This window comes from Clostridium sp. HGF2 (genome assembly GCF_964240115.1).
Taxonomy (GTDB): Bacteria; Bacillota_I; Bacilli_A; order Erysipelotrichales; family Erysipelotrichaceae; genus Clostridium_AQ; species Clostridium_AQ innocuum.
In genome coordinates this window covers 64,874-85,963 of record NZ_CAXSSO010000014.1, presented here as the reverse complement: position 1 = coordinate 85,963, position 21,090 = coordinate 64,874, and the positions used below count along the sequence as shown (strand labels likewise).

Annotated in this window: 19 protein-coding genes and 1 tRNA gene; 3 read left to right on the top strand and 17 right to left on the bottom strand. The window is 45.4% G+C overall.

From position 1 onward, the window contains the following. Window positions 1-146: 146 nt before the first annotated feature. The 5 genes from ACESPQ_RS18850 to ACESPQ_RS18830 all read right to left on the bottom strand — a co-directional run bounded on the left by ACESPQ_RS18850 (window position 147) and on the right by ACESPQ_RS18830 (window position 5,653). Entirely contained in the window at window positions 147-824 is a 678-nt protein-coding gene (locus ACESPQ_RS18850) for a transaldolase family protein (protein WP_002610185.1), read from the bottom strand. Window positions 825-846: 22 nt separating this feature from the next. Then, on the bottom strand, window positions 847-1,791 hold the full coding sequence (locus tag ACESPQ_RS18845) for a glycyl-radical enzyme activating protein (protein WP_002610183.1): 945 nt from the start codon (window positions 1,789-1,791) through the stop codon (window positions 847-849). Next, window positions 1,754-4,099, bottom strand: coding sequence for a glycyl radical protein (locus ACESPQ_RS18840; protein WP_257271379.1), 2,346 nt, complete (start codon window positions 4,097-4,099; stop codon window positions 1,754-1,756). The genes ACESPQ_RS18845 and ACESPQ_RS18840 overlap by 38 nt, the downstream gene beginning before the upstream one ends. A 130-nt stretch (window positions 4,100-4,229) precedes the next feature. After that, window positions 4,230-4,997: a DeoR/GlpR family DNA-binding transcription regulator gene (locus tag ACESPQ_RS18835; RefSeq protein ID WP_002610179.1), complete on the bottom strand. Its 768-nt coding sequence runs from the start codon at window positions 4,995-4,997 to the stop codon at window positions 4,230-4,232. A 275-nt stretch (window positions 4,998-5,272) separates the two neighbouring features. Continuing rightward, window positions 5,273-5,653: a desulfoferrodoxin family protein gene (locus ACESPQ_RS18830; RefSeq protein ID WP_002610177.1), complete on the bottom strand. Its 381-nt coding sequence runs from the start codon at window positions 5,651-5,653 to the stop codon at window positions 5,273-5,275. Between the two features lie 152 nt (window positions 5,654-5,805). Here ACESPQ_RS18830 and ACESPQ_RS18825 point away from each other — a divergent pair, with 152 nt between their 5' ends. After that, the gene (locus tag ACESPQ_RS18825; protein ID WP_002610175.1) at window positions 5,806-6,687 is read left to right on the top strand and encodes an RluA family pseudouridine synthase; all 882 of its coding nucleotides are present in this window, start codon (window positions 5,806-5,808) and stop codon (window positions 6,685-6,687) included. Window positions 6,688-6,694: 7 nt separating this feature from the next. Here ACESPQ_RS18825 and ACESPQ_RS18820 read toward each other — a convergent pair whose 3' ends face one another. After that, entirely contained in the window at window positions 6,695-8,014 is a 1,320-nt protein-coding gene (locus ACESPQ_RS18820) for a sensor domain-containing diguanylate cyclase (RefSeq protein WP_373144737.1), read from the bottom strand. A 304-nt stretch (window positions 8,015-8,318) separates the two neighbouring features. Here ACESPQ_RS18820 and ACESPQ_RS18815 point away from each other — a divergent pair, with 304 nt between their 5' ends. After that, on the top strand, window positions 8,319-9,641 hold the full coding sequence (locus ACESPQ_RS18815) for a class II D-tagatose-bisphosphate aldolase, non-catalytic subunit (RefSeq protein WP_002610171.1): 1,323 nt from the start codon (window positions 8,319-8,321) through the stop codon (window positions 9,639-9,641). 368 nt (window positions 9,642-10,009) lie between these two features. Here the strand turns inward: ACESPQ_RS18815 and ACESPQ_RS18810 are convergent, their stop codons facing one another. The 6 genes from ACESPQ_RS18810 to ACESPQ_RS18785 form a co-directional block, all read right to left on the bottom strand. After that, window positions 10,010-11,317 (bottom strand): patatin-like phospholipase family protein, encoded by a 1,308-nt coding sequence (locus ACESPQ_RS18810; RefSeq protein WP_002610169.1) that lies wholly within the window; start codon window positions 11,315-11,317, stop codon window positions 10,010-10,012. Between the two features lie 194 nt (window positions 11,318-11,511). Then, window positions 11,512-11,949 (bottom strand): MarR family winged helix-turn-helix transcriptional regulator, encoded by a 438-nt coding sequence (locus ACESPQ_RS18805; protein WP_002610167.1) that lies wholly within the window; start codon window positions 11,947-11,949, stop codon window positions 11,512-11,514. A 13-nt stretch (window positions 11,950-11,962) separates the two neighbouring features. Then, window positions 11,963-12,325: a 50S ribosomal protein L20 gene (rplT, locus tag ACESPQ_RS18800; protein ID WP_002610165.1), complete on the bottom strand. Its 363-nt coding sequence runs from the start codon at window positions 12,323-12,325 to the stop codon at window positions 11,963-11,965. A 17-nt stretch (window positions 12,326-12,342) separates the two neighbouring features. After that, window positions 12,343-12,537: a 50S ribosomal protein L35 gene (gene rpmI, locus ACESPQ_RS18795; RefSeq protein WP_002610163.1), complete on the bottom strand. Its 195-nt coding sequence runs from the start codon at window positions 12,535-12,537 to the stop codon at window positions 12,343-12,345. Between the two features lie 25 nt (window positions 12,538-12,562). Beyond that, window positions 12,563-13,123: a translation initiation factor IF-3 gene (gene infC / locus ACESPQ_RS18790; protein ID WP_002610161.1), complete on the bottom strand. Its 561-nt coding sequence runs from the start codon at window positions 13,121-13,123 to the stop codon at window positions 12,563-12,565. Between the two features lie 178 nt (window positions 13,124-13,301). Then, window positions 13,302-14,450 (bottom strand): DUF6348 family protein, encoded by a 1,149-nt coding sequence (locus ACESPQ_RS18785; protein ID WP_002610158.1) that lies wholly within the window; start codon window positions 14,448-14,450, stop codon window positions 13,302-13,304. Between the two features lie 413 nt (window positions 14,451-14,863). Between ACESPQ_RS18785 and ACESPQ_RS18780 the strand changes: the two genes are divergently transcribed. After that, complete coding sequence (locus ACESPQ_RS18780) at window positions 14,864-15,247, top strand: hypothetical protein (protein ID WP_002610156.1); 384 nt, start codon at window positions 14,864-14,866, stop codon at window positions 15,245-15,247. A 428-nt stretch (window positions 15,248-15,675) separates the two neighbouring features. Here the strand turns inward: ACESPQ_RS18780 and ACESPQ_RS18775 are convergent. From ACESPQ_RS18775 to ACESPQ_RS18755, 5 genes are all read right to left on the bottom strand, one after another. Further along, window positions 15,676-15,751, bottom strand: a tRNA-Lys gene (locus tag ACESPQ_RS18775). Between the two features lie 179 nt (window positions 15,752-15,930). Next, entirely contained in the window at window positions 15,931-16,287 is a 357-nt protein-coding gene (locus ACESPQ_RS18770; RefSeq protein WP_109770712.1) for a sporulation initiation factor Spo0A C-terminal domain-containing protein, read from the bottom strand. Between the two features lie 596 nt (window positions 16,288-16,883). After that, window positions 16,884-17,774, bottom strand: coding sequence for a glycoside hydrolase family 25 protein (locus tag ACESPQ_RS18765; protein ID WP_002610153.1), 891 nt, complete (start codon window positions 17,772-17,774; stop codon window positions 16,884-16,886). A 74-nt stretch (window positions 17,775-17,848) separates the two neighbouring features. After that, complete coding sequence (locus ACESPQ_RS18760) at window positions 17,849-19,780, bottom strand: EAL domain-containing protein (RefSeq protein WP_373144734.1); 1,932 nt, start codon at window positions 19,778-19,780, stop codon at window positions 17,849-17,851. Window positions 19,781-19,941: 161 nt separating this feature from the next. Then, the gene (locus ACESPQ_RS18755) at window positions 19,942-20,445 is read right to left on the bottom strand and encodes a GNAT family N-acetyltransferase (protein ID WP_002610149.1); all 504 of its coding nucleotides are present in this window, start codon (window positions 20,443-20,445) and stop codon (window positions 19,942-19,944) included. Window positions 20,446-21,090: the final 645 nt, after the last annotated feature.

Genomic DNA, 21,090 nt, shown 5'->3' with positions numbered 1-21,090 from the left:
TAATCATTTCACCTTTTTTCGTTTTCTATACAATAAACCACACATTTGTCAAGATACCTTAAGTTGATGACATTGCTCTATTTGAGTGCATGTTTTTTTATTATCTATGCTAATCAGTTGTGCAGCACCCTTCAGATGGGCGCCTTTTAGATGTTCAGCATGGTGTTGCCCTCACCACACAGCTCCTCGAAATCTCTGGTGAACGCATCCACTGCCAGAACGGCGGCATCGACCTTAATCAGACCTTCGATCACATCCGGAGCAATCGTACTTGCACCAAGACCATACTTGGCAAGCTCCAGTACCTGCTGTGAATTTTTGAAGCTGGCCGCAATCACCTCGGTCTTTAAACCGGCATGCTTCAGCATATCGTGAATATCCTTGGCAACCTGTACGCCGTTATAGCCCAGATTATCAATACGGTTTACATACGGTGCCACATAGGCAGCCCCTGCCATACCGGCAAGATAGCCCTGCATCTGGTTATAGATTGCCGTTCCGGTGATGTTTGCACCCTCTGCATGCAGCAGCTTCATCGCCTTCAGACCTTCCCTGACTACCGGAATCTTGATATAGGTGTTCTTTCCCAGCACCTCCTGAATTTTATGGGCTTCCACAACCATATCCTCAGCTTTCGCACTTACGACCTGTACATGCAGATCGCCGTCCGCACCGATAAATTCACGAATTTCCTTCAATACATCGTATGGATTTCTTCCTGTTCTTTTCAGGATTGTCGGATTGCATGTAACTCCCGTAATCGGAAAATACTCGTAAGCCTTTTTGATTTCCTGAATGTCTGCGTTGTCAATTAAAATTTTCATCTCTATGTCCTCCCTGATTTTTTTATTCTATAATCAGATTGCGGATACCCTGATCTCTTGCAATCCGATAGAATGACTCCATTGCTTCCTTTGTATATAGCTTCGGATTCTCGTCAAAACAATATTCCATATCCAGATAATCATACTTCGCCTTTGCCAGCGGATTATAATTCAGCAGTTCATAACGCACACCTTTATAGCATTGCTGCAGAAACTGTGCTATGGCCGTAATATTTTCACTGCGTGCCGTCATTTCCGGAATCAGCGGTGTGCGGATGATCACACGATCACGAAGCTCCTCACTGCACAGCAGATAGCGGATATTATCCAGAATCTGTGCATTCTCCACTCCAGTATAGGCTTTATGCACCGCACTGTCAAATATTTTCAAATCCGCATAAATATGATCCAGATAGGGCAGCAGCTGCCGCAGCGTATCCTGCGGTGCATACAGGGATGTTTCTATCGTTGTATGTATCCCCTCTGCCTTACATGCCTTTAGAATTTCCAGTGCGAAGTCCGCCTGCAGCAGCGGCTCACCTCCGGATAGGGTAACCCCTCCGCCATAGCGGAAAAACGCACGGTCTTTTTTTACTTCCCGCAGGATATCCGAAACATCATAGCAGGACGCATCATAGCGCAGCGCACCTGTCGGGCAGATATCAATCAGACCTTCCCAGTCCTCAACTGCATCCCGCACAAGCTTTATTCGCCCATCCTGCATAGAAACACCGCCATGGATGGCTGCTGCCGCACAGCTTCCACAATGCATACATTTCGTTTCCATATAGAGAAGCTGCAAAACCGGATGCAGTCCCTCCGGATTCTGGCACCATGCGCAACGCAGCGGGCAGCCCTTGAGAAAAATCGTTGTCCGGATTCCCTCTCCATCATGCGTAGCGAAGCGCTTGATGTCAAACACATAGCCGCTAGATGCCTTCATAGCTCGTTCTGGCAATGATTTCATTTTGCAGCTCCTGTGCCAGCTCCACAAAATATGCCGTATAGCCGGCAACGCGCACGGTTAAGGATGCATACTGCTCGGGATGCTTCTGAGCAGCCAGCAGATCCTCTTTACGCACAACATTAAACTGGATATGCGGTATTCTCAAATCGACGAAGGTTCGTAAGAATCCGGCAAATTTATCAATGCCCTGCTCATTCTGAAAAAATTCCGGCAGAAATTTCATATTCAGAAGACCGCCGTTGGTCGTGCAGTCACAGGACAGACGGGATACCGATTTCAAAACGGCAGTAGGCCCATGCAAATCTCTTCCATATACTGCAGACATACCGCCATCCGCAAGCGGTGTACCGGCCAGTCTGCCATCCGCACTTGCACCGACATGCTCTCCCATCGGCACATGGGCGCTTACGGTATACATACCGGTATGATACGGTCCCTTGCGGTAATTGGTAAAGGAGCGCAGCTTATCACGGAATGCCGATGCCCACTTCGCCCCCAGCATATCCACCCATTCCACATCGTTGCCATACTTGTCCACCTTGTTCAAAAGACGCTGCCGCAGCATTTCATCCTGTGCAAAATTATGCTCCAGTGCATACTGCAGAGCTTCTCCTGTTACGCTTTTCCTATCATAGACCAGAGCCTTGATCGCCGCCAGAGAATCGGCCAGATTGGCAACCTGGATCATCTGTATACCGCTCAGATTATAATGAGCGCCTCCACGTGTCACATCCATTCCCTGTTCCATGCAGTCATCGATAACGCTGGATAAAAACGGTGAGGGAAGGATGTCAATATGCGCCTTTTCCACCTCTTCACAGGCCGGAATCATGCGCTGCAGAAAATGATCGATCATGGCATCAAATGCACTTTCCAGCTCCTCATAGCTTTCATACGTATCCAGACCGCCCAGATCCGGCCCCAGCTGCTGATTGGTAAGCAGACATCTGCCATGATGCAGCGTCAGCTCCAGCACCTTGTTCAGATTAAACATTGCAGCATCGCTCCAGCCCAGATTATTCCCCTGCGTCGTCAGCTCAACACAGCCGACAATGGCATAATCCATTGCATCCTGATGGGAAATCCCCAGCTTCTCCAGCTCAGCTATAATTGCTTCATCATTGAAAAACTGCGGCATACCGCTTCCCTTTGCCACGACGCGAACAGCCTTCTTTAAAAGAGCATCCCCTGTTCCCCTGTGCAGGCGCACAGACAGATTGGGCTGCGGCAAGCCGATGTGCTCCTGTGCCAGCAAAAACAGAAAGCTCAGCTCATTGCATACATCCTCACCATGGACATCCTGTCCGCCGACAGCGATATTGAAGCCGATTGGAAAGCCGGCAAAGTACTTTGCGCTGTTTTTATTGCGCAGATAGACAATCTGATTGAATTTCAGCCACAGGCATTCAATGATATCCAGCGCTCTTTGCGCATCCAGACGTCCAAGCTCCCTGTCCTTGCGATAATACGGATACAGTATTTCATCCAGACGTCCGGGAGAGAAGCTGGAGGCATTGCTTTCCATATGCAGGACGACAAACAGAATCCACATGGACTGTACCGCCTCATGAAACGTTTCAGCCGGCCGTTTGGACAGCGCCTTACAGATTTCTGCCGTCTCTATCATATCCTGCTTCCAGTCCGGATGCTGCTTTGCTTCCTTTTGCAATTCATCATGATACCGCATCAGAAAGCGGCATACACCATCCATCACAAGAAGAATGCTTTCATAGAAGGGTCTTTGCTCCTCCTTACAGTCCAGCAGGTGCTGCTGTGCCTCCTCTTTCAAGCCGGCCGGCCCCTTTTCCAGCCACTCACGGACATTGGGGCAGATATGTCCCTGTGCATGATCCTTCTGATTAATTTTTACAACCGTTGACAGGGCACTGATTTCTTTTCCATAACGCTTTTTCAGCACATCCTCCAATGATTTCCCCTTCCAGTACGGCTTGATGACCTCGCGAAATGTCTGCACATCCTCAGGACGTACAAGAAACTTATCCTGTGGACGCGTCGGCAGCGTCTCCAGCTCCTGATCCACCCAGGAAATACCGCTTTCAGGAAATACCACCCCATAGCGTACCCCCTTTGTCCGGTTTCCTACAATCAGCTCCTGCGGCTCGATTCCGATTTCAAGCTCGCACAGAGCATCATGGAGTGCATATGCACGTTTTAAAATGACCGGCTCCTGTTCATGCCTCTGATAGGCTCTGGTAATGATCATCGCCTGTTCCATACTCACATAACGCGGCTGGGACAGCATACGTTCCTTTAGAAGATCGATTCGAGCAGTTTTTTTCAGTTCCATGGCAGATACCTCCGTTTACATCTTCATTATAATATGCTTTTACCGGTTGTCAACACTTTTGTTATTATTTCTTATTACTTTTTATCAAACAATAGAAATAAATAAAAAAGCCGGGATTCCATTTCCCGACCTATTCTGCCAGCTGTATACATAGCTGCATGTTTTTCATCAGCTTTTCATTTTCCCTGTCCAGCTTATGATCCGTTATGATTCCGGTAAATTCATCCGCCCCAGCATAGCGGTAATTGCCGATCTGCATGAATTTATCCGATTCACATACCATAAACGCCTGCTTACTGCTGGACAGGATCGCACGCTTTGTCGCCCCGTCATTGGCCATATAGGTATATACGCTGTTATCGTGTACATCAATACCGACAACACCCAGAAAGGATATGTCGAATCGGAATTTCATTATTTGTTCCATTGCCAGACTCCCCACAAAGCCGTCCCTGCCATAATCGAATTCTCCACCGATGAAAATCACAGGAAGACTGCTGTCTGCCAGTATGGATACAACCTCCAGCATATTGGTAACGATCGTTGCCTGCTTCTCCCGTTCCACCAGCTCCCTGGCCACCCGTATATTGACGGTGGATATGTCCAGAAAGACCACATCTCCTTCCTGAATCAGATCCACCGCGGCTTTTGCGATACCACGCTTTTCTTCCTGATTCACGTCCTTGCGCTGCGCCGCAATCTTGCGATGAATATTCTCACGAATCAGCACAGCACCTCCGTATGCCTTTTTCAGCAGTCCCTTTGCTTCCAATGCGCTGAGGTCTTTACGAATCAAGTCCTCACTAACGCAAAACCGCTCACTCAGCTCCTTGACCTTTACCTTTCCATTGGCATGCAGCTCCTCCATAATGGCACTCTGCCGCTCCTCTACAAACATGTGATCGACCTCCTGTTTTTCAATAGTATACCATAGTTTTCATGAATTCTTCGTTTTTCATAAGAAATTGTACGCACAAAGAAAGCATGCAGCGCTTTCTGGCATATACCGGTAGGCTGCACCCTGAACTGGCTGCTGCCTGAATTCTCACGCACAAGAGTCAACTGTGGATTCATTCTCCACGGAAATCCTCCAGGTGCTTATGTAATGCTTTCCTTATTTATACAAAGTGATAAAAAAAGAAGCACGATCCGGTGCTCCTTATTCTTCATAGGTTATGCCTCGATGTCAGTCTTCCATAAACCGTGCAGGTTGCAGTATTCATATACATGCACTTTCCCCTTGTAATCACCAAGCGGGAAGACACCCTCCGGTTTTTCACCGGGCTTCAGGTTTTTACGCATAATGTTGTCTCCGGCCTCAACCAGAATCATTGTGATATAGTGCTCTGCAAGCATCGGATGCTCCATGGAACCAACCTTTACATGCAGATTTCCATCTGCGATTTCAGCAACCGGAACATGTTTTTCCAGTGCGCCGTCTGTCGTATTTGCCTTTAATTCATCCATTGGCTTTCCGCAGCACATTACCGGAACTCCTTTGTCCTCGATCATTTCAACGATGTTGCCGCATACTGAGCATTTTAATAATTTCATGTTTATTTCCTCCTTGTTTTATGTTATCTTCATAGTAGCGTTTGCTGCTATGGATCATCCTTTACAACCAGTTCCTCCTGGCTCGATGCCAGTATAGCATGACCCATATAGGAAATTCTATTCATTTGACCGAAAAATTATGAGGTGATTTTATGAAAATCGAATTGAAAAACAATATACTGCAGTTACGCGGCATTTCCTTTGCGGATACCGATGCTGTTTTCGCATATTTCCATACCGCGAAAAAGAAACGCTATGAATATTATCAAACAAATCGTGTTTCCATAAATAACCGCATCATCCACGGCAATCATATGCTGCAGGAGCAGGATACCGTACGCATCTTTCTTGCGATGGAGGAAGATACGATAGAGCCCTGGTACGAGGATTTGGAGATACTGTTTGAGGATGAACTCTTTTGCATTGTGAATAAGCCTGCGAATCTTCTGGTACACAGTGACGGTATCGAACATGCACACACCGTCTGTAATCTGGTCAAGGCACATTATCTTCTGGAGGGACACAATACCTGTGTTCGCCCGCTTCACCGCCTGGATTACGAAACAAGCGGAGCCCTGATATTCTGCAAAGTTCCCTTTCTGCAGCCACTGCTTGATGCCATGCTGAAAAATAAGCAGATCTATCGTGAGTATGAGGCATTTGCTAGGGGATACATTGCACAGAAGCACTGCACCATCACCCGGGGAATCGCCAGAGATCGACACGATGCGCGAAAGATGCGCATATCCGAGCATGGCAAGAGTGCCAGAACCGATGTGTTTGTAAAGCAGAACTTCATGGATTTCACATGGATTCGCTGCCGGCTGTATACCGGGCGAACGCATCAGATCCGTGTCCATCTGGCCGCAATACAGCACCCCCTGCTCAGTGATCCGCTATATGGAATCCGTGACAGCAGATGTCCCCGCCTCGCACTGCACGCCTGTCGTGTAAGCATCCCTCACCCCCTTTCCAACGATATGCTGCGCGTGGAATGCCCGCTTCCACAGGATCTTCGCCAGCTGCTGGATTAGGCCTGACTTACTTTAAAACACATACCTTATTGCGCCCGGCCAGCTTTGCCTTATAGACACTGCGGTCGGCTCTTTTTAATGCATCCTGATAATCATGGTCACTCTTATAATAATACGCTGCACCGATAGACAGGGTCACCTGCACACGGTTGCCGTCGAAAACAAAATCCGAGCTTTCAATCAGACGGCGCAGACGCTCGATATAGGCATAGATATTTTCCTTGCTGATTCCACTGCAGATGAGCAAAAATTCATCACCGCCCCAGCGAAACAGCATGTCACTGCTTCGAATTTCCTTCTCGATCTGTTCACAGACATGGCGCAGAACATAGTCTCCCATATCATGTCCATAGCGGTCATTGACCTTCTTAAAATCATCCACATCGAAAAATATGATGGTATAAAAATCCTCCCCATTCTGAAATTTCTGAAACGTGGAGACCAGCGTCATATCGCCGCTTCGCCGGTTAAAACAGCCGATGAGCGGATCCCTGCTGGCGCTTGTTTTCAAAAGCTCCTTTTCCGTTATATCATTCATAGTGCCGAGTACGACCTTGATATTGCCGTTTTTATCCGGTAATCCCTTGAAATTCGTCTCAAAAATCAAATCGAAACTGGTTTGAATATTCTTCAGATGAATGACCGCATGCTCCGATAACGCCTTTCGCTCGATACGTTCCAGCAGGACCGGCATCTGGTGTATCTGCAGCAGCTCATTCAGCTGCTCCACCGTATACGAGCGCATGGGAAGTCCCAGCTTGTCGCACAGAGACTGATTCGCGGAAAACTCTCTTTTTCCGACATCGTATTCCCATATATACATATTGGCCATGCTCAGCAGTAAATCGAATTTCTCCTGTTCATGCAGAACACGCTCGATTCGCTCCTCCATCGCCCGTACAGACCTCGTAACACCGATGATATGCAGATTGCCGTTGACCCAGTATGCATGAGCTCCAACCTCATAAAACCGGATTTCACCGCTCCTGCATTCGCGCTGATAGGAAAAATACTCCTTTTCGCTTTCTCCCAGCATGATGCGATGCACAGCTTCCTTGATACGCTTATGGTCCTGCGCATTAACTCCCTGCATAAGCATGCGAAAGGAATTGATGATTACGCGTCCGTCCTGACAGGTTATACTTATCATCTGTGTCAATGGATCAAACTCCCATATATTTTTGCAGGACAGCTGTAACAGTGTACGGTATCTGTCATCCTTATTCTCCGGTTTTTCTTCATCTTTCTGTTTTGTCTGCCGTTCATCCAGCTGCTTCAACAGAATGCGAATCTGATGGAGGAGAAATTGTTCCTGTTCGTCAAGCATCATCCCCACCGACCTTTCTTGTATACGATTTTTTCGCTCATCTCACTATAGTATATCACACCGGAATCACAAAAGAACACCTTTTCAGATAAAGTATTTCTAAATTTCCACTTACTTTTCTATTTTCATTTTTCCTGATTTATCATAGCTGATTTCTGTATTCTTTTCTGTCGTTTTTGCGCGTTTAAAATATCTCTGTTTGTATTTTTGTACAAAACTTTTATACAAACTAGCATTCCGTTTCACTTCCGTTTACTTTCCCTCGTTTCGTGCTATAATTTTAATATATAAGGAGGGTTTTGAAATGCCACAAGCTAATCCATTAAAACAGATTGTTGTTAAACAGAAGGAAGGAAAACCGGTTGGAATTTATTCCTGCTGCAGTGCGAATGACTACGTTATCGAGGCTGCACTGGAATGTGTAAAACGCGATGATTCCTGCGTACTGATCGAGGCAACAGCCAATCAGGTTGACCAGAACGGCGGTTACACCGGAATGACACCAAAAGACTTCCGCGAATTCGTATTAAAGAAAGCAAAGGCGATCGGGGTGGACGAAAGCCGTATATTCCTGGGAGGAGATCATCTGGGTCCTCTGACCTTTGCCGCTTTACCGGAAAAGGAAGCGATGGAAAAGGCAGAAGAGCTGGTACGCTGCTATGTAGCTGCCGGATTTACAAAAATTCATATAGATACAAGCATGAAGGTTGCGGATGATGATCCAAACATTCGTCTGAGTGACGCGGTTATCGCAAAGCGCGGTGCGCATCTGGCACGCATCTGCGAGGAAACCTATCAGGAGTTGCTGAAGCAGAATCCAAATGCCGTACGTCCGGTATACATCGTGGGAAGTGAGGTACCGATTCCAGGAGGTGCACAGGAAGAGGGTGCCGGTATGCAGGTTACCCGTGTTGAAGATTTCAAGGCTACTGTCAAAACCTTTGAAAAGGCCTTTGCGGCTGAAGGGCTTAAGGAAACCTGGAAGGATGTTATGGGTGTTGTTGTACAACCAGGTGTCGAGGAAAAGGATGACGGATGTACCGAGTATGACCGCAGCAAGGCCAGTGATCTGATGGCGTCCATCAAGGAGTATCCAAACCTTATTTTTGAAGGACACTCCACAGATTATCAGACAAAATTCAAGCTGCGCGAGCTGATCGAGGATGGCGTCGGTATCCTGAAGGTTGGCCCGGGACTGACCTATGCCATGCGGGAAGCACTGTTCGCACTCGCAAACATCGAAACGGCCGTATATCATGGAAAAGAAGAAGCGCTCAGCAACTTTATCGATGTTCTGGAAGAAGCGATGATGGAGGATCCGAAGAACTGGAAAAAGCACTATCACGGAGATGACAATGCCCTGTGGTTCAAGCGTAAATACAGCTTCTCTGACCGCAGCCGCTATTATATGCCAAATCCTAAGGTGACCGCAGCCAAGGATAAGCTGATTGCCAATCTGCGTAAGAGCGGTATTCCTTTGAGCGTATTGTCCCAGTTTATGCCGATTCAGTACACAAAGGTTCGCGAGGGACATTTGGAGAATGATCCGGAAGCGCTGATCAAAGACCGTATCGTAAATACGATTGACGAATACCTGTACGCAACGCACCAGGAAACATTATTCTAAAAACGGAAGTGGACTTACAATATTAAGGATAAAAGAAGCAATTGCAGGTCAAAAAGACAGGCGCTGGATATCATTCATATCCACACCTGTCTCTTTTTGTTTTCTCCCTGACCTTCTTCCTGTTTGCACAGCTTTCATGAAAGGGCAGGCAGTTTCCGTAAGGACGTAAGTATAACGGTTTCCTTATATATGCGATTGCGTAAGGAAAGCCTGCAGGCGTTTTTTCACAAATGAGAGGCAGCTTTTGTGAATAAGAAGTAGATCGCATTGCATAGCTGAGTTAGCAGCGTATATCCGCAGTAGCTTGAAATATACAATCGGACTTTGATTTGCACCATAGGCTTTACGAAAAACGCAAACTGTCCACATCAAGAAAGCCTGTATCCCTTCCCCTTATCAACCAGCTGTTCCAGTGCGAACAGAAGATATGCCATGACAAAGGAATCATTCATAAGAAGTGCGACCGCCTCCAGCTCCTTGCGGCTTGCAGCTCCCGCAGTCCGCATATAATAATAGATGGAGCAGATGATTTCCTTTGTGCTCTGCTCCTTTAAAGACGCTGCGGCATCCAGCAGATGCAAGGAGTCACGGTCAGCTCGTTCTGCGATACTCACATGCTTCTGTGCACAGGCAAGCACCTGCTCTGCGAATTTCGGAAAGCTCCAGATGCCGATATCATCTATTTGAAATGCCAGGGCAGTCATTTCCAGCATACGTAAGAACGGCCAGTCATACTCCTGAAAATGAGAAAAGCTGGCAATCATTTGATGGTGGAATGCCTTTTTTACGAGCCTGCTCATATAGCGACGGTCCACCAGATCATCTATCTGTTCCAGCTGCATGTGGATTCGCTCCTCAAACGCGATGATGTGCGCCTTGTCCTGTAGAGAAAAGGTATAAATACTTCCCAGACAGCAATCGAATTTCTTTAGGGTGTCCTGATATCCACGCTCCATATTGTGGTGAATCCGCACCTGATCAAACAGCAGAAAGCTGCCAAGGGATACCTGCGGCTCAATGTAAATCACATCCTTCTGCGGCCGGTGTATTTTCCTTTTTCCCACAGACTTCAAATCAACCGCCACGATTTGCTGAGCTCCCATGCTGCGTGCCAGCTCAATGGGAACGTTATCATAATAGCCGCCGTCGACGAAATGCTCCCCCTCGATTTCCTTCATGGGAAATGCAGGAAAGCAGGAGGCAGAGGCAATGATGTAATTCAGCGCCGTATCCCTGCTCATATCTCGGCGATAGACCGGCTGTGGCTGCTTTTTCGTGACATTCACACACATGCAGGCATACTCGATATCCGAAGAGAAAAAGCGCTCCGCATCAAAGTAATGCTGCAGCTTGTTCACAAAGGGGGTGATATCCGCTCCCCTGTTTTTCACATAGCTTTTCAACAGTGTCTTATACTTTCCCTTTTGTGACATCAACAGCTCGATATCCATATCCAGATTCACACCATTGGCAATTATGTCATCAACAGACAGCTGCTCCCACAGCTCTAAGCATCGCTCATACTGCTTCTGCACATACATGGCACCAATCATCGCACCGATACTGGTTCCCGTTACAATATCAAAGGAAATTCCCAGCTCATCCAGAGCCCTCCAGACCCCCAGCTCATAGGCACCCTTACTGCCTCCTCCACCTAGCACAAGTGCACGTTTCATCTGCATCCTCCTCTCATCGCATACCGTTATCTTCACCTTTAACCTTCATAGCTTTTCATGCTTTCGCTTTGATACCACATAATGCCGCTGCTTTTCCGCGCCTACAGCATCCGTTCTTTCCTGTACCTTTTGTCCCTATTATAGCACCATTCCCCTGCCTGCATACAGAAAAAGCCTGCTAACAAGAACAGGCTTTAGTATTTTCCTTTAAAAAATTCCATTAGATTACGCAGTGACTGAATCAGCTCCACCTCTTTATCAAGCTCAAGCTCATTCAACAGACGCTCAATCATTTCCTCATGGAAACGATTATGAATGTCCAGGATACTCACTGCCTTTTCGGTAAGCTTCAGACGCACGATTCTCTTGTCCCGCTCATCCTTAACACGCTCTACATATCCTTTTTTCACAAGCTTGGAAGTTGAAACGGTCAGTGTCCCCTGTGTTACCATCAAACGCTTGGCAATCGCGGACATCATATTGGATTCACTCTTTTCGATTGCTTCCAGAATATGTACCTCGGTCATGGACAGCTTTACTCCCTGATCGCGGAGATTTTTCTCCTCAATCAAGAGAATGTAGTTGAACAGATCTACCAGAAGTTCATTCAAAGTATGACGTGTGTCATCCATAAAGCTTCCTCAATTAAGCTTTTTCTAATGCTGACTTAGCAGTTTCTACGATTTTTGTAAAGCCCTTAGGATCGTGAATAGCGATCTCACTCAGCATTTTACGATTGATCGTAACGTTAGCCAGCTTCAGGCCGTGCATCAGCTTGGAATAAGAAATCTCATTCATTCTGGCAGCTGCATTGATACGTGCGATCCACAGCTTACGCATGTTGCGCTTCAGATCCTTACGGTCATTATATGCATATTTGAAAGAGTGCATAACCTGCTCATGAGCAGTCTTATACAGAATGTGCTTTGCACCATAGTACCCTTTCGCTAACTTTAATACTTTTTTTCTTCTCTGACGTGTTGTATATCCACCTTTTACTCTTGCCATCTCATATTCCTCCTATATTATTTCACTAACATCTCTTTGATACGCTTGTAGTCTGTACTGTGTACCGTACCGGATTTTCTTAAATGACGTTTCTGTTTCTGTGTTTTACCATGGAAACGGTGAGAAGTATATGCATGACTTCTTTTCAGCTTTCCAGATCCAGTCTGTTTAACTCGTTTCGCTAATCCTCTATGTGATTTCATCTTTGGCATAAGTAGTACCTCCTATAATTTATATCTATTTTTTCTTCGGTGCCAAAACGCATGACATCGTGTTACCTTCCAGAATTGGTCTCTTTTCGATAATCGCGATATCTGAGATTTCCTCTGTGAAGCTATTCATAATCTTTTTTCCAACTTCCAGTCTCGTAATCAGTCTTCCTCTGAAGCGCATGTCCACCTTGACCTTCATGCCGTCCTCAATCCATTTGCGTGCATGACGCATTTTTGTATCAAAGTCATGCTTGTCGATAACCGGGGACAGACGAATCGGCTTGATTTCTGTAACATGCTGTTTCTTTTTGGCTTCCTTCGCTTTTTTCTGCTGTTCAAAACGATAACGGCCGTAATCCAGCACCTTACATACCGGCGGTTGCCCTTTCGGAGCCACACACAGCAGATCCAATTCCTGTCTGTATGCAATTTCCAGAGCCTCACGACGCATCTTGATTCCAAGCTTGTCTCCATTGGCATCAATCACCATGACTTCCTTGAAGCGGATTTTTTCATTTACCAGATCGTCGTTTACGTTGTTAGGAATAACTTTCTTGTTTATAATAGACACCTCCAATGTTGCCATAAGAAAAGCGGGTACTCATATGCACCCGCTCAAATATCTCATCAACAATTTCGTCTTTTCGATATGTTGTAGCTTTTACCTATGCCTTCGGACATCAGGTGAGAAGGGGTGCTTCTAACTTTCCACTAACTTTTCTGCTTGGTTATCATATCACAGTTAAAGACCTGCGTCAAGGATATTAACGCATGATATAATCATTTCTGGCATAATAGCCGATTCCCGGTATCATGAGCTCATCCAGAGCATCCCCGTTGTCCATCGCTTTTTGGATAGCCCGGGCATTTGCACTGAAGCTGATCACGTTTTCGACAATGCTGCGATTTACATGATCCTTTTTCAAATGCTCCATAACCGTTTCTTCAATATAGGAGAAGGATTGCAGCTGACTCTGATACAGCTCCCGCGTTTTCTGATCCTTCTGAATCAGAAACAGACGTGATCCGTATTCCACCTTCGGATATGCATATTTACAATAGATTTCCGGAACGAAGGAAAAGATTTCATATGCCAGAGAATCATCCTTGCATAAACGAATCAGCTGTTCACGCAGCTTTCTGTGCTCCTCCTTGCTTCCGCATTTCTCATACCATTTGATAGCCTTACGCGTATACTGACGGATGTTGTCCCCTGTGAAATCCGAGGGTTCATAGCTGCGTTCCTCCTGAATAAGCAGAAAGTTCTGCTTTTCCGTATGATAGCTTCCGATACAGTCCCAGTTTTGTGCATAGGGCAGAAGCAGTTCACTCAGCTCACTGTCTTCCCTGCCGTTGATTCGTACCTCGCACAATACTTTGCTACGGGTTTTGGATGCAAACACCTTGATCCAGTATGCCTTTTTATTGCCAAGACGCAGCTGCAGCTTCTGCTTCAGCATTTCCCAGAAGTCCTGCTCTATCAGACCTTCCCGCTTTCCGATGCCGTGTATCTCATTCCTGTACACCTGAAAGTAATGACGAAGCTGGGTAAAGCCGAAAACAGTTTCCTCCGCCTTTCCCTGCAGAGCCCGCAGATACAGCTGCAGGGTATGCCGGTAAAAATCCTCACATGCCAATGTAACCGCCTCCTGCGCATTTGAACCGCTTGCTGCTACAGATTCCAGAATGGCATCATCCAGCCATTCATGGTGGAGCTGAAAAACGATCTGTGCCACATTATGCTCAACCGATATCACGTCTGCATATATATAGATATCCTGTGCTTCCAGCACAAAGGCATCATCAAGAATCTGTCCTTCCTCACACATATGCTCCAGCTGTTCCAGCACTAGTGCATGAAAATCAATCGATTCCTCTGCTGTGTTTTTATGTTTTTTTCTTCGAAATACCATAGACACCATCTTCCTTTTATTGTCATTGTAGATTGTAAACATTATATAACAAATTTCAGTTTCTTTCCACCTTCCCTTATCGGATACCGTCAGTTTCACATAATTGTTTTTTCTATGTTTACCTTTCTGTTCTATCACCTAAAGGAAATAATCGTATCGTTAGATTCATCTGTATCTGTAGGAACCACTTACACAACTGCTGCCTATCCGGAAACCTGCAGTATTATAAAGAGTCTCGCTTGAAAAAGCTTTACTATATAAGGGCAGGCAAACACAGATCACCTGCATGGGACTTTCACCTGAAGCATAACATGATCTGCACATCCAATAAATTATTTTCATGAACAGGTGTATCAGCTATTTACATAAACAGCAGTATAACCTTTGCATAGTTTATATCGGAGGTGAGTGAAATGACAGGTGCGTTAACAGTTGAGGCCATGGAAGCAAATGGCTCTCCCGTCAATGCGGCAGCTGTACGAGTGTATGGAAGAACAGAGGATACTTCCACATTTATAATGTGCTGTTATACCGATGAAAATGGTTTAAGTGAACCGATTTTTCTTCCTGCCCCAAACAGCATACATTCCATGCAAAGCAATCCGCAGGTATGTCCCTACGCAGCGTATGATGTATATGTTACGAAGGATGATTACGATAAAGAAGTAATTAACGGTGTACAGATATTTCCTGACACGACTTCATCCTTGCGTGTAATTATGCAATGCTGTAATGGCAGACCGCCAAAGACAAACACGATTGATATCGAACACCATAAATTATACGATTATGAATAAACAAAAGGTAAAAAGATACCCTATCCCCCGAGGAATGGCGTAGGTTATCATACGATAGGATTTCTGTAGCACTGAGATACAGCCATAATGGATAACACGCCGGTAGCTGTGAGGGCTTCGCAATCCAGGGAATGAAAGCGAAGCTCAAAGCTATAGCGTGTAAGCGAAGGAAAATGGTTACAGGAAAGCTAGATTTTCAGTCTTCCCATAACCTCGGATATATGCAGGGTTCCTTGATTCAGGGCATCCTGTTATCCGTGCTTTCAGCATTCGAGCATCCTAGCCCGTAACGTTTTGGGCATTGTTTCATCCAAAATGTAAGAGGGATGTGCTGAATCCGGAAAACAACAAAACTGATTTCATAAATTATTAAATAATATACAATAAAGGCTTTCCTCGAAATTGAAGAAAGCCTTTCAAATTTACAATGGTGACCCCTCAGGGAATCGAACCCTGGACCCACTGATTAAGAGTCAGTTGCTCTGCCAGCTGAGCTAAGGAGTCATTTGTAACTTGCTCAATTATAATACCAAATGATTTGAATAATTGCAATACCTAAATTGCAGAAAAATTCATTTTTTTCATTCTTTTTTTAGAAAAGAGCGAAATTCATAGAAAAATATATCAAAATTCCTCATTTTATCCTGTAAATTCCTTTACAGCATTGCAATTAAGAACTTTTATCATCCCACCTGCTCCGCAGATCTAATATATTTTAATGACATTTCTATGAATTCCCGCAATGTCGGCTGTCTGTAATGCAGGGTATGCAGTACCTTCTGCAGCATGACACGATCTCCGGATAATAGGGTTGCCAGAAGTACATGCTCCAGTTCTTCCTCCACATGCGCCACAGTCGTTTTATGCTTGTTCGCAACCACCACATATAAGCATTCTATGATACTGCCAAGCAGATCCGGTTGTTCATAGACGCTCATAATTGCCGTATGTAAAAAGCTGTAGCCTGCAGTGTAATCGGGAACTCCCATACGATTCAGCAATTCGGATACTCTTGTATTCAGATTCACTATCCCATTCATGTTTACATCCCTCCCAAAATCTATAGTGTACATACGGTCCAGCTTTGGCAGAGTCTATATATGTCGAATTTCATAAAATATCTGCATGCCGCCCTTCCTGTGTTGCCGCATATCCTACCTTTCTGATGAGGGTATGGAAATCTCTGCCTCTTATTCCATTATTCGACAGACAACGACACTGTGTGTGATGTCTGTGTGATTATAATGATACCGTTGCCGCCCTGATATAGAAAGATACCTAGGCAGTATTTTGCGGCATGGTCACCCTGCGGTGACTTTTTTTATTATGTATACGTTATACCATCACGATATCTTATCCATGCCCCTTTGTATACATTCATACAGCTATAAAAAAGCGCTGCCATCTGAACAGACTTCCCTTACGACCAGCACCGTACGCAGGCATGGACAGATGCCTCTTTCAAAGCAGTTCACATCCTGCCACAGCCAGCATTCAGGGCAGTCTTTCATCCATATACCGATACCTTGCAGCGCCTCCATTTATCAATACACGGATTACTGACAATCTGCTATCATCCGGAGGTATCGCAGGAAAAGGGATGCTGCAATCAACATCCCCTGCCTAATACATCGAACTAATATCCACTTGGTCGTGTCGGTTCATCATCAATTGCACGATCATTTGTCCATCCGGTACCATCATTGATCAAATACGGATGCTCAGCTCCTTTTATAATACGTGTGATGATACCCTCTTTTACAGCCAGAAGTCTTCTGGGATACCAGTTTCCACCATTTGCCTGTGTCCATAAGCCGGTATAGGTTACCGGAGTTCCAACCTTATACTTCGGATTCTTTGACGGGTTTGGTTTTGGATCCGGTTTCGGCTGATCGGGTGCCTTGCCATAGCCGTTCAGTCCTTTTTCCTTCATAATGGCCGGATAATCCTTATATGCATAGTCCAGATCCATTCTGCCATTATAGCCGTGAATGGAGCCGTCACTGGTAAACTGCCACATTCCGTACGGCTTACGGTAGGTATTTACACTGGCCCATTGTGCCACCCATTTATCAAAGCGATCCAGGCGGGATGAATTGATATGGTTTGTAAGCCAGTCCAGGTTGGCATAGATACCGGCATAAAAGCCGGCTTTTTCCAATTCCCGACAGGTATAATAGCAGGTTTCCACATTCATGGCATCACTGACTCCGTTACGCCGTTTCCAACCGTCCGCATCCTCCATATCTATATAGCATGGATAGCTCGGTTTGCAGGTTTTACACAATCTGATGAAGCCGGAAGCCTCCTCCCTCATCTGTGCATCATTGGCAACATAGGAATAATGATAGAGTCCATAGGGCATTTTGACACGCTCACATTCCCGTACATTCCTTCGAAACTGCTTATCTTCTTCAAAATGTCCCCAGCTGGAACGGATGATGGCAAATTCTATCCCGCCCTTTTTTATCGCATCCCAATCCAGTATGCCATTATGCTCGGATACGTCAATTCCAAGTCTTCGCATACACACACCTCCTTTCTCTTTCATACTACGCATTTTAAAAGCACCTGTACAGGCGTTCGCCAAAAGAAAAGATGTCACCCGGACATCTCCTTCTGTTTCTGTATCAGCAATTTGTAAACCTGCTCCTGCGGAAGTGGCGCTGCGTAGTAATATCCCTGAATATAGCGGCAGGCACAGTCTCTCACAAAGGCAGCCTGTTCCTCATTCTCAACACCCTCCACCAGCAAAAGCTGATGCACCTCATGAAAAGCCTCACACATTTTGCGCAGAACGACAGCACCTTCAGTAGACACCATCGCTTTCCAAAGCAAACTCTTATCAATTTTGATCGTTTGTATCGGCAGGCTGAGTACATTGGATATATTGGAATACCCTGTTCCAAAATCATCCAAAAGAAATTCAATTCCCTGCTTACGCATACGCTGAATAAAAGCAATGATCATATGGTAATCCCTGCTTAGCATACTCTCCGTGATCTCAATCTGCAGCATATGTGCGGGTATTTTATATTCCTCTATAATCTTCAGAATGTTATTTCCGAGATCCTGCTGTAAAAACATGACGGCAGAGAAATTAACACTGATGCTTTTCAGGGTTGTAGCGGTATGCTGCAGCTGCTGCAGAAATAAACAGGTCTTTCGCAGCACCTGATATGTGATTTCTGTAATCAATCCGTTTTCCTCAGCAAGTGGTATAAACTCATCCGGACCAAGCTGCCCCAAATTATGCGGCGGCAGACGAAGCAGTGCCTCCGCCTTTGTATATGCCTGTTCCTTTACATCGTAAATCGGCTGGTAAACCACGATAAAGCTGTCCTCCCGGATACATTGTCGTAAAAGCTCAAGCACCCGCTCATTCCGATGGAGTCGTTCGATCATATCTGCAGTGCAGACGCAGGTTCTGTTTTCTTCTGAACGCTTGGCCAGCATGACGGCATATTCCAGACCCTTAATGATTTCATCCTTATCGCGGTTATGCGCCTCGACATGCAGAATGCCTATACCATACTGTATCCGAAAATCAAAATTCTCAACAGACCATGACTGCTGCATACGCGCAATCAGCTGCGTATGGCACTGCCTGCATGTTTCTGCATCCTTACAGACAATCGCGAATTCATCACCGCTGAAGCGAAAAATGCGTACCGCCGGCAGCTCCTTTTCAAGGAAGGCACAGATTCTCGTCAACAAAACATCCCCGGCCTTCTGAGAAAAGTGATCATTGATAAAGCGAAAGCCCTTCAGCGACAGCACCATCATGGAATATGGGTCTGTATCCTTCATGCGGATTTCCAAAAGACGGTTGAATTCCTGACGGTTTAAAATACCGGTCAGCGGATCTGTAAACAGCTGCTTGTTCTGCAAATACAGATATATAATCAGCAGCGCACTTGTTGCGGCCGTTCCGGTAAGGATATAATTTGGATACAGAAGCTGAAACAGGATGACGGCTGCAGAAAGCACTGGGAAGAAATTCAGAATGATATAAACAGCGGTGTCCAGATTGCGGCGCTTGGAAATCGTAAAGAATACAGAAAATAATACATAGATATAAAAGACGATGTAGGTCAGAGATACCCAGGATCCCCGCACATAGCCAGCTATCGGATCCAGCGTAAACAGCAGATGCGTCAGCGGCTTGCTCAGCAGACACAGCAGATAGAACAGAGCCGGTATCCCTGCAAACAGAATATGCTTTTTGAGCTTATCCGCGTCCTGTTCAAACACAGTAGTCAGTGTATAAATAAAATATACAACCCCCATAAGCGGAGTGGACATATAATTCAGATGCAGCAGCACCTGATTGAGGAGATACGTTGAAGCGGAAAGCTGTGTCAGCAGCAGCGTTGACAGGATATTTGTCAGAATGGAGAGATAGGTTATCAAAAGACAGGCGCGAAAGGCCTGGTTTTTTCGCGAGGGAAGCAGATTCCCCTTCCATGAATATACCATAATGATGTTGAGCATGATGACAGATACACACTCTGCCGAGATATCCCATTCCATAAATTATCACCTATGTAGATATTGTATCACATAACCATCACAAAGGGCTATGCAGGATGGACATCAAATGTGAAAAAGATGAAAAAAAGGCATTGATCGGCAGCTATAGATGTCGTTCCTCATTCTTTTCTTAACATCATCACTGTAAAGAGCGTGGTTTTCTATTTTCCGTCGTCAAGCTCCAGCTGCAGGATGTAGTCATCCATAATAAAGCCTTGCCCGATATCCGTCTGCACAGAATCGATATCCTTGAAGCCCTTCGCACGGTATACATCCAGACTGTGCTGATTGAATTTGTTGCAGGTCAGATAAATGGCTTTTTTATCCTGCTCCCTCGCAAAGGAAATTGCCCGCTTCAGCAGGATACTGGACAGCCCCTTTCCTCTGGCCTTCTTATGCAGATACAGCTTGCTCAGAAACAGACGATCCTTTTCCGGCTTCACACCGCAGAATCCGATCATAGCACCCTCCTCATAAGCCAGAAAATAGGTGTAGTTCTCCTCCTCGATTGCTTTTTTCAATGCCGGATAGCTCTGGAATTTCTCAACCATATAATCAATCTGTTCCTTTGAAATGATGGCTGTAAAATACTCATGCCAGATTTCTGTGGCAAGTGCTGCCAATGCACGGATATCCGCATCGCAGCTGCAGATACGCAGTTCCATATACATTCCTCCCTTGTTTTTTACCATTATAGAGCAAGGCTTACGGTTTGTAAATGTATTTTCGATATGCCAATACGACACTCAGGCAGCCGTCGTTCCCTTTTCAATGCGCTTTTTCCAAGGGAAAGCAGAACCCTTTGCCCTGATCATCATCCATATACAAAGAGTTGTGCATTATACAAAGCGTTCTGGTTTTCCTTACGGTATCACGGCTTTATGATTTCTTTAGGATATATCAGTAAATAGATAGGATGCTTTTATGCATAGACAGCACCTGAAGCGTCTGCTGTACTTTTTTTCCTGCAGCTTACGCTAACTGTCAGTCAAAGCCTCTCTGTAACAGACGTTTCACTTTATTTTACCGTACCTGGAAACTGCATGGATAAAAAACGCCCTTTACATTCTTGGAATGCATTATGCAAAGAAACAACACAGCGGTGAGGTATGGTTCTTTCTTACTTTAGGGTGTTTGCAAAAGGGAGACTTCCATACAATTGATAACTACAATCGTATGGAAGTCCCCCTATGTTAAATTAACCCACAATCGAGAAAAAACCTGAGATATCATTTGCGTTGTTTTGCAGCATACTTCTCCTGCATGCGTGGTTGATGTACAGAATCTTCCATATGCACGAGCTCTTTGAT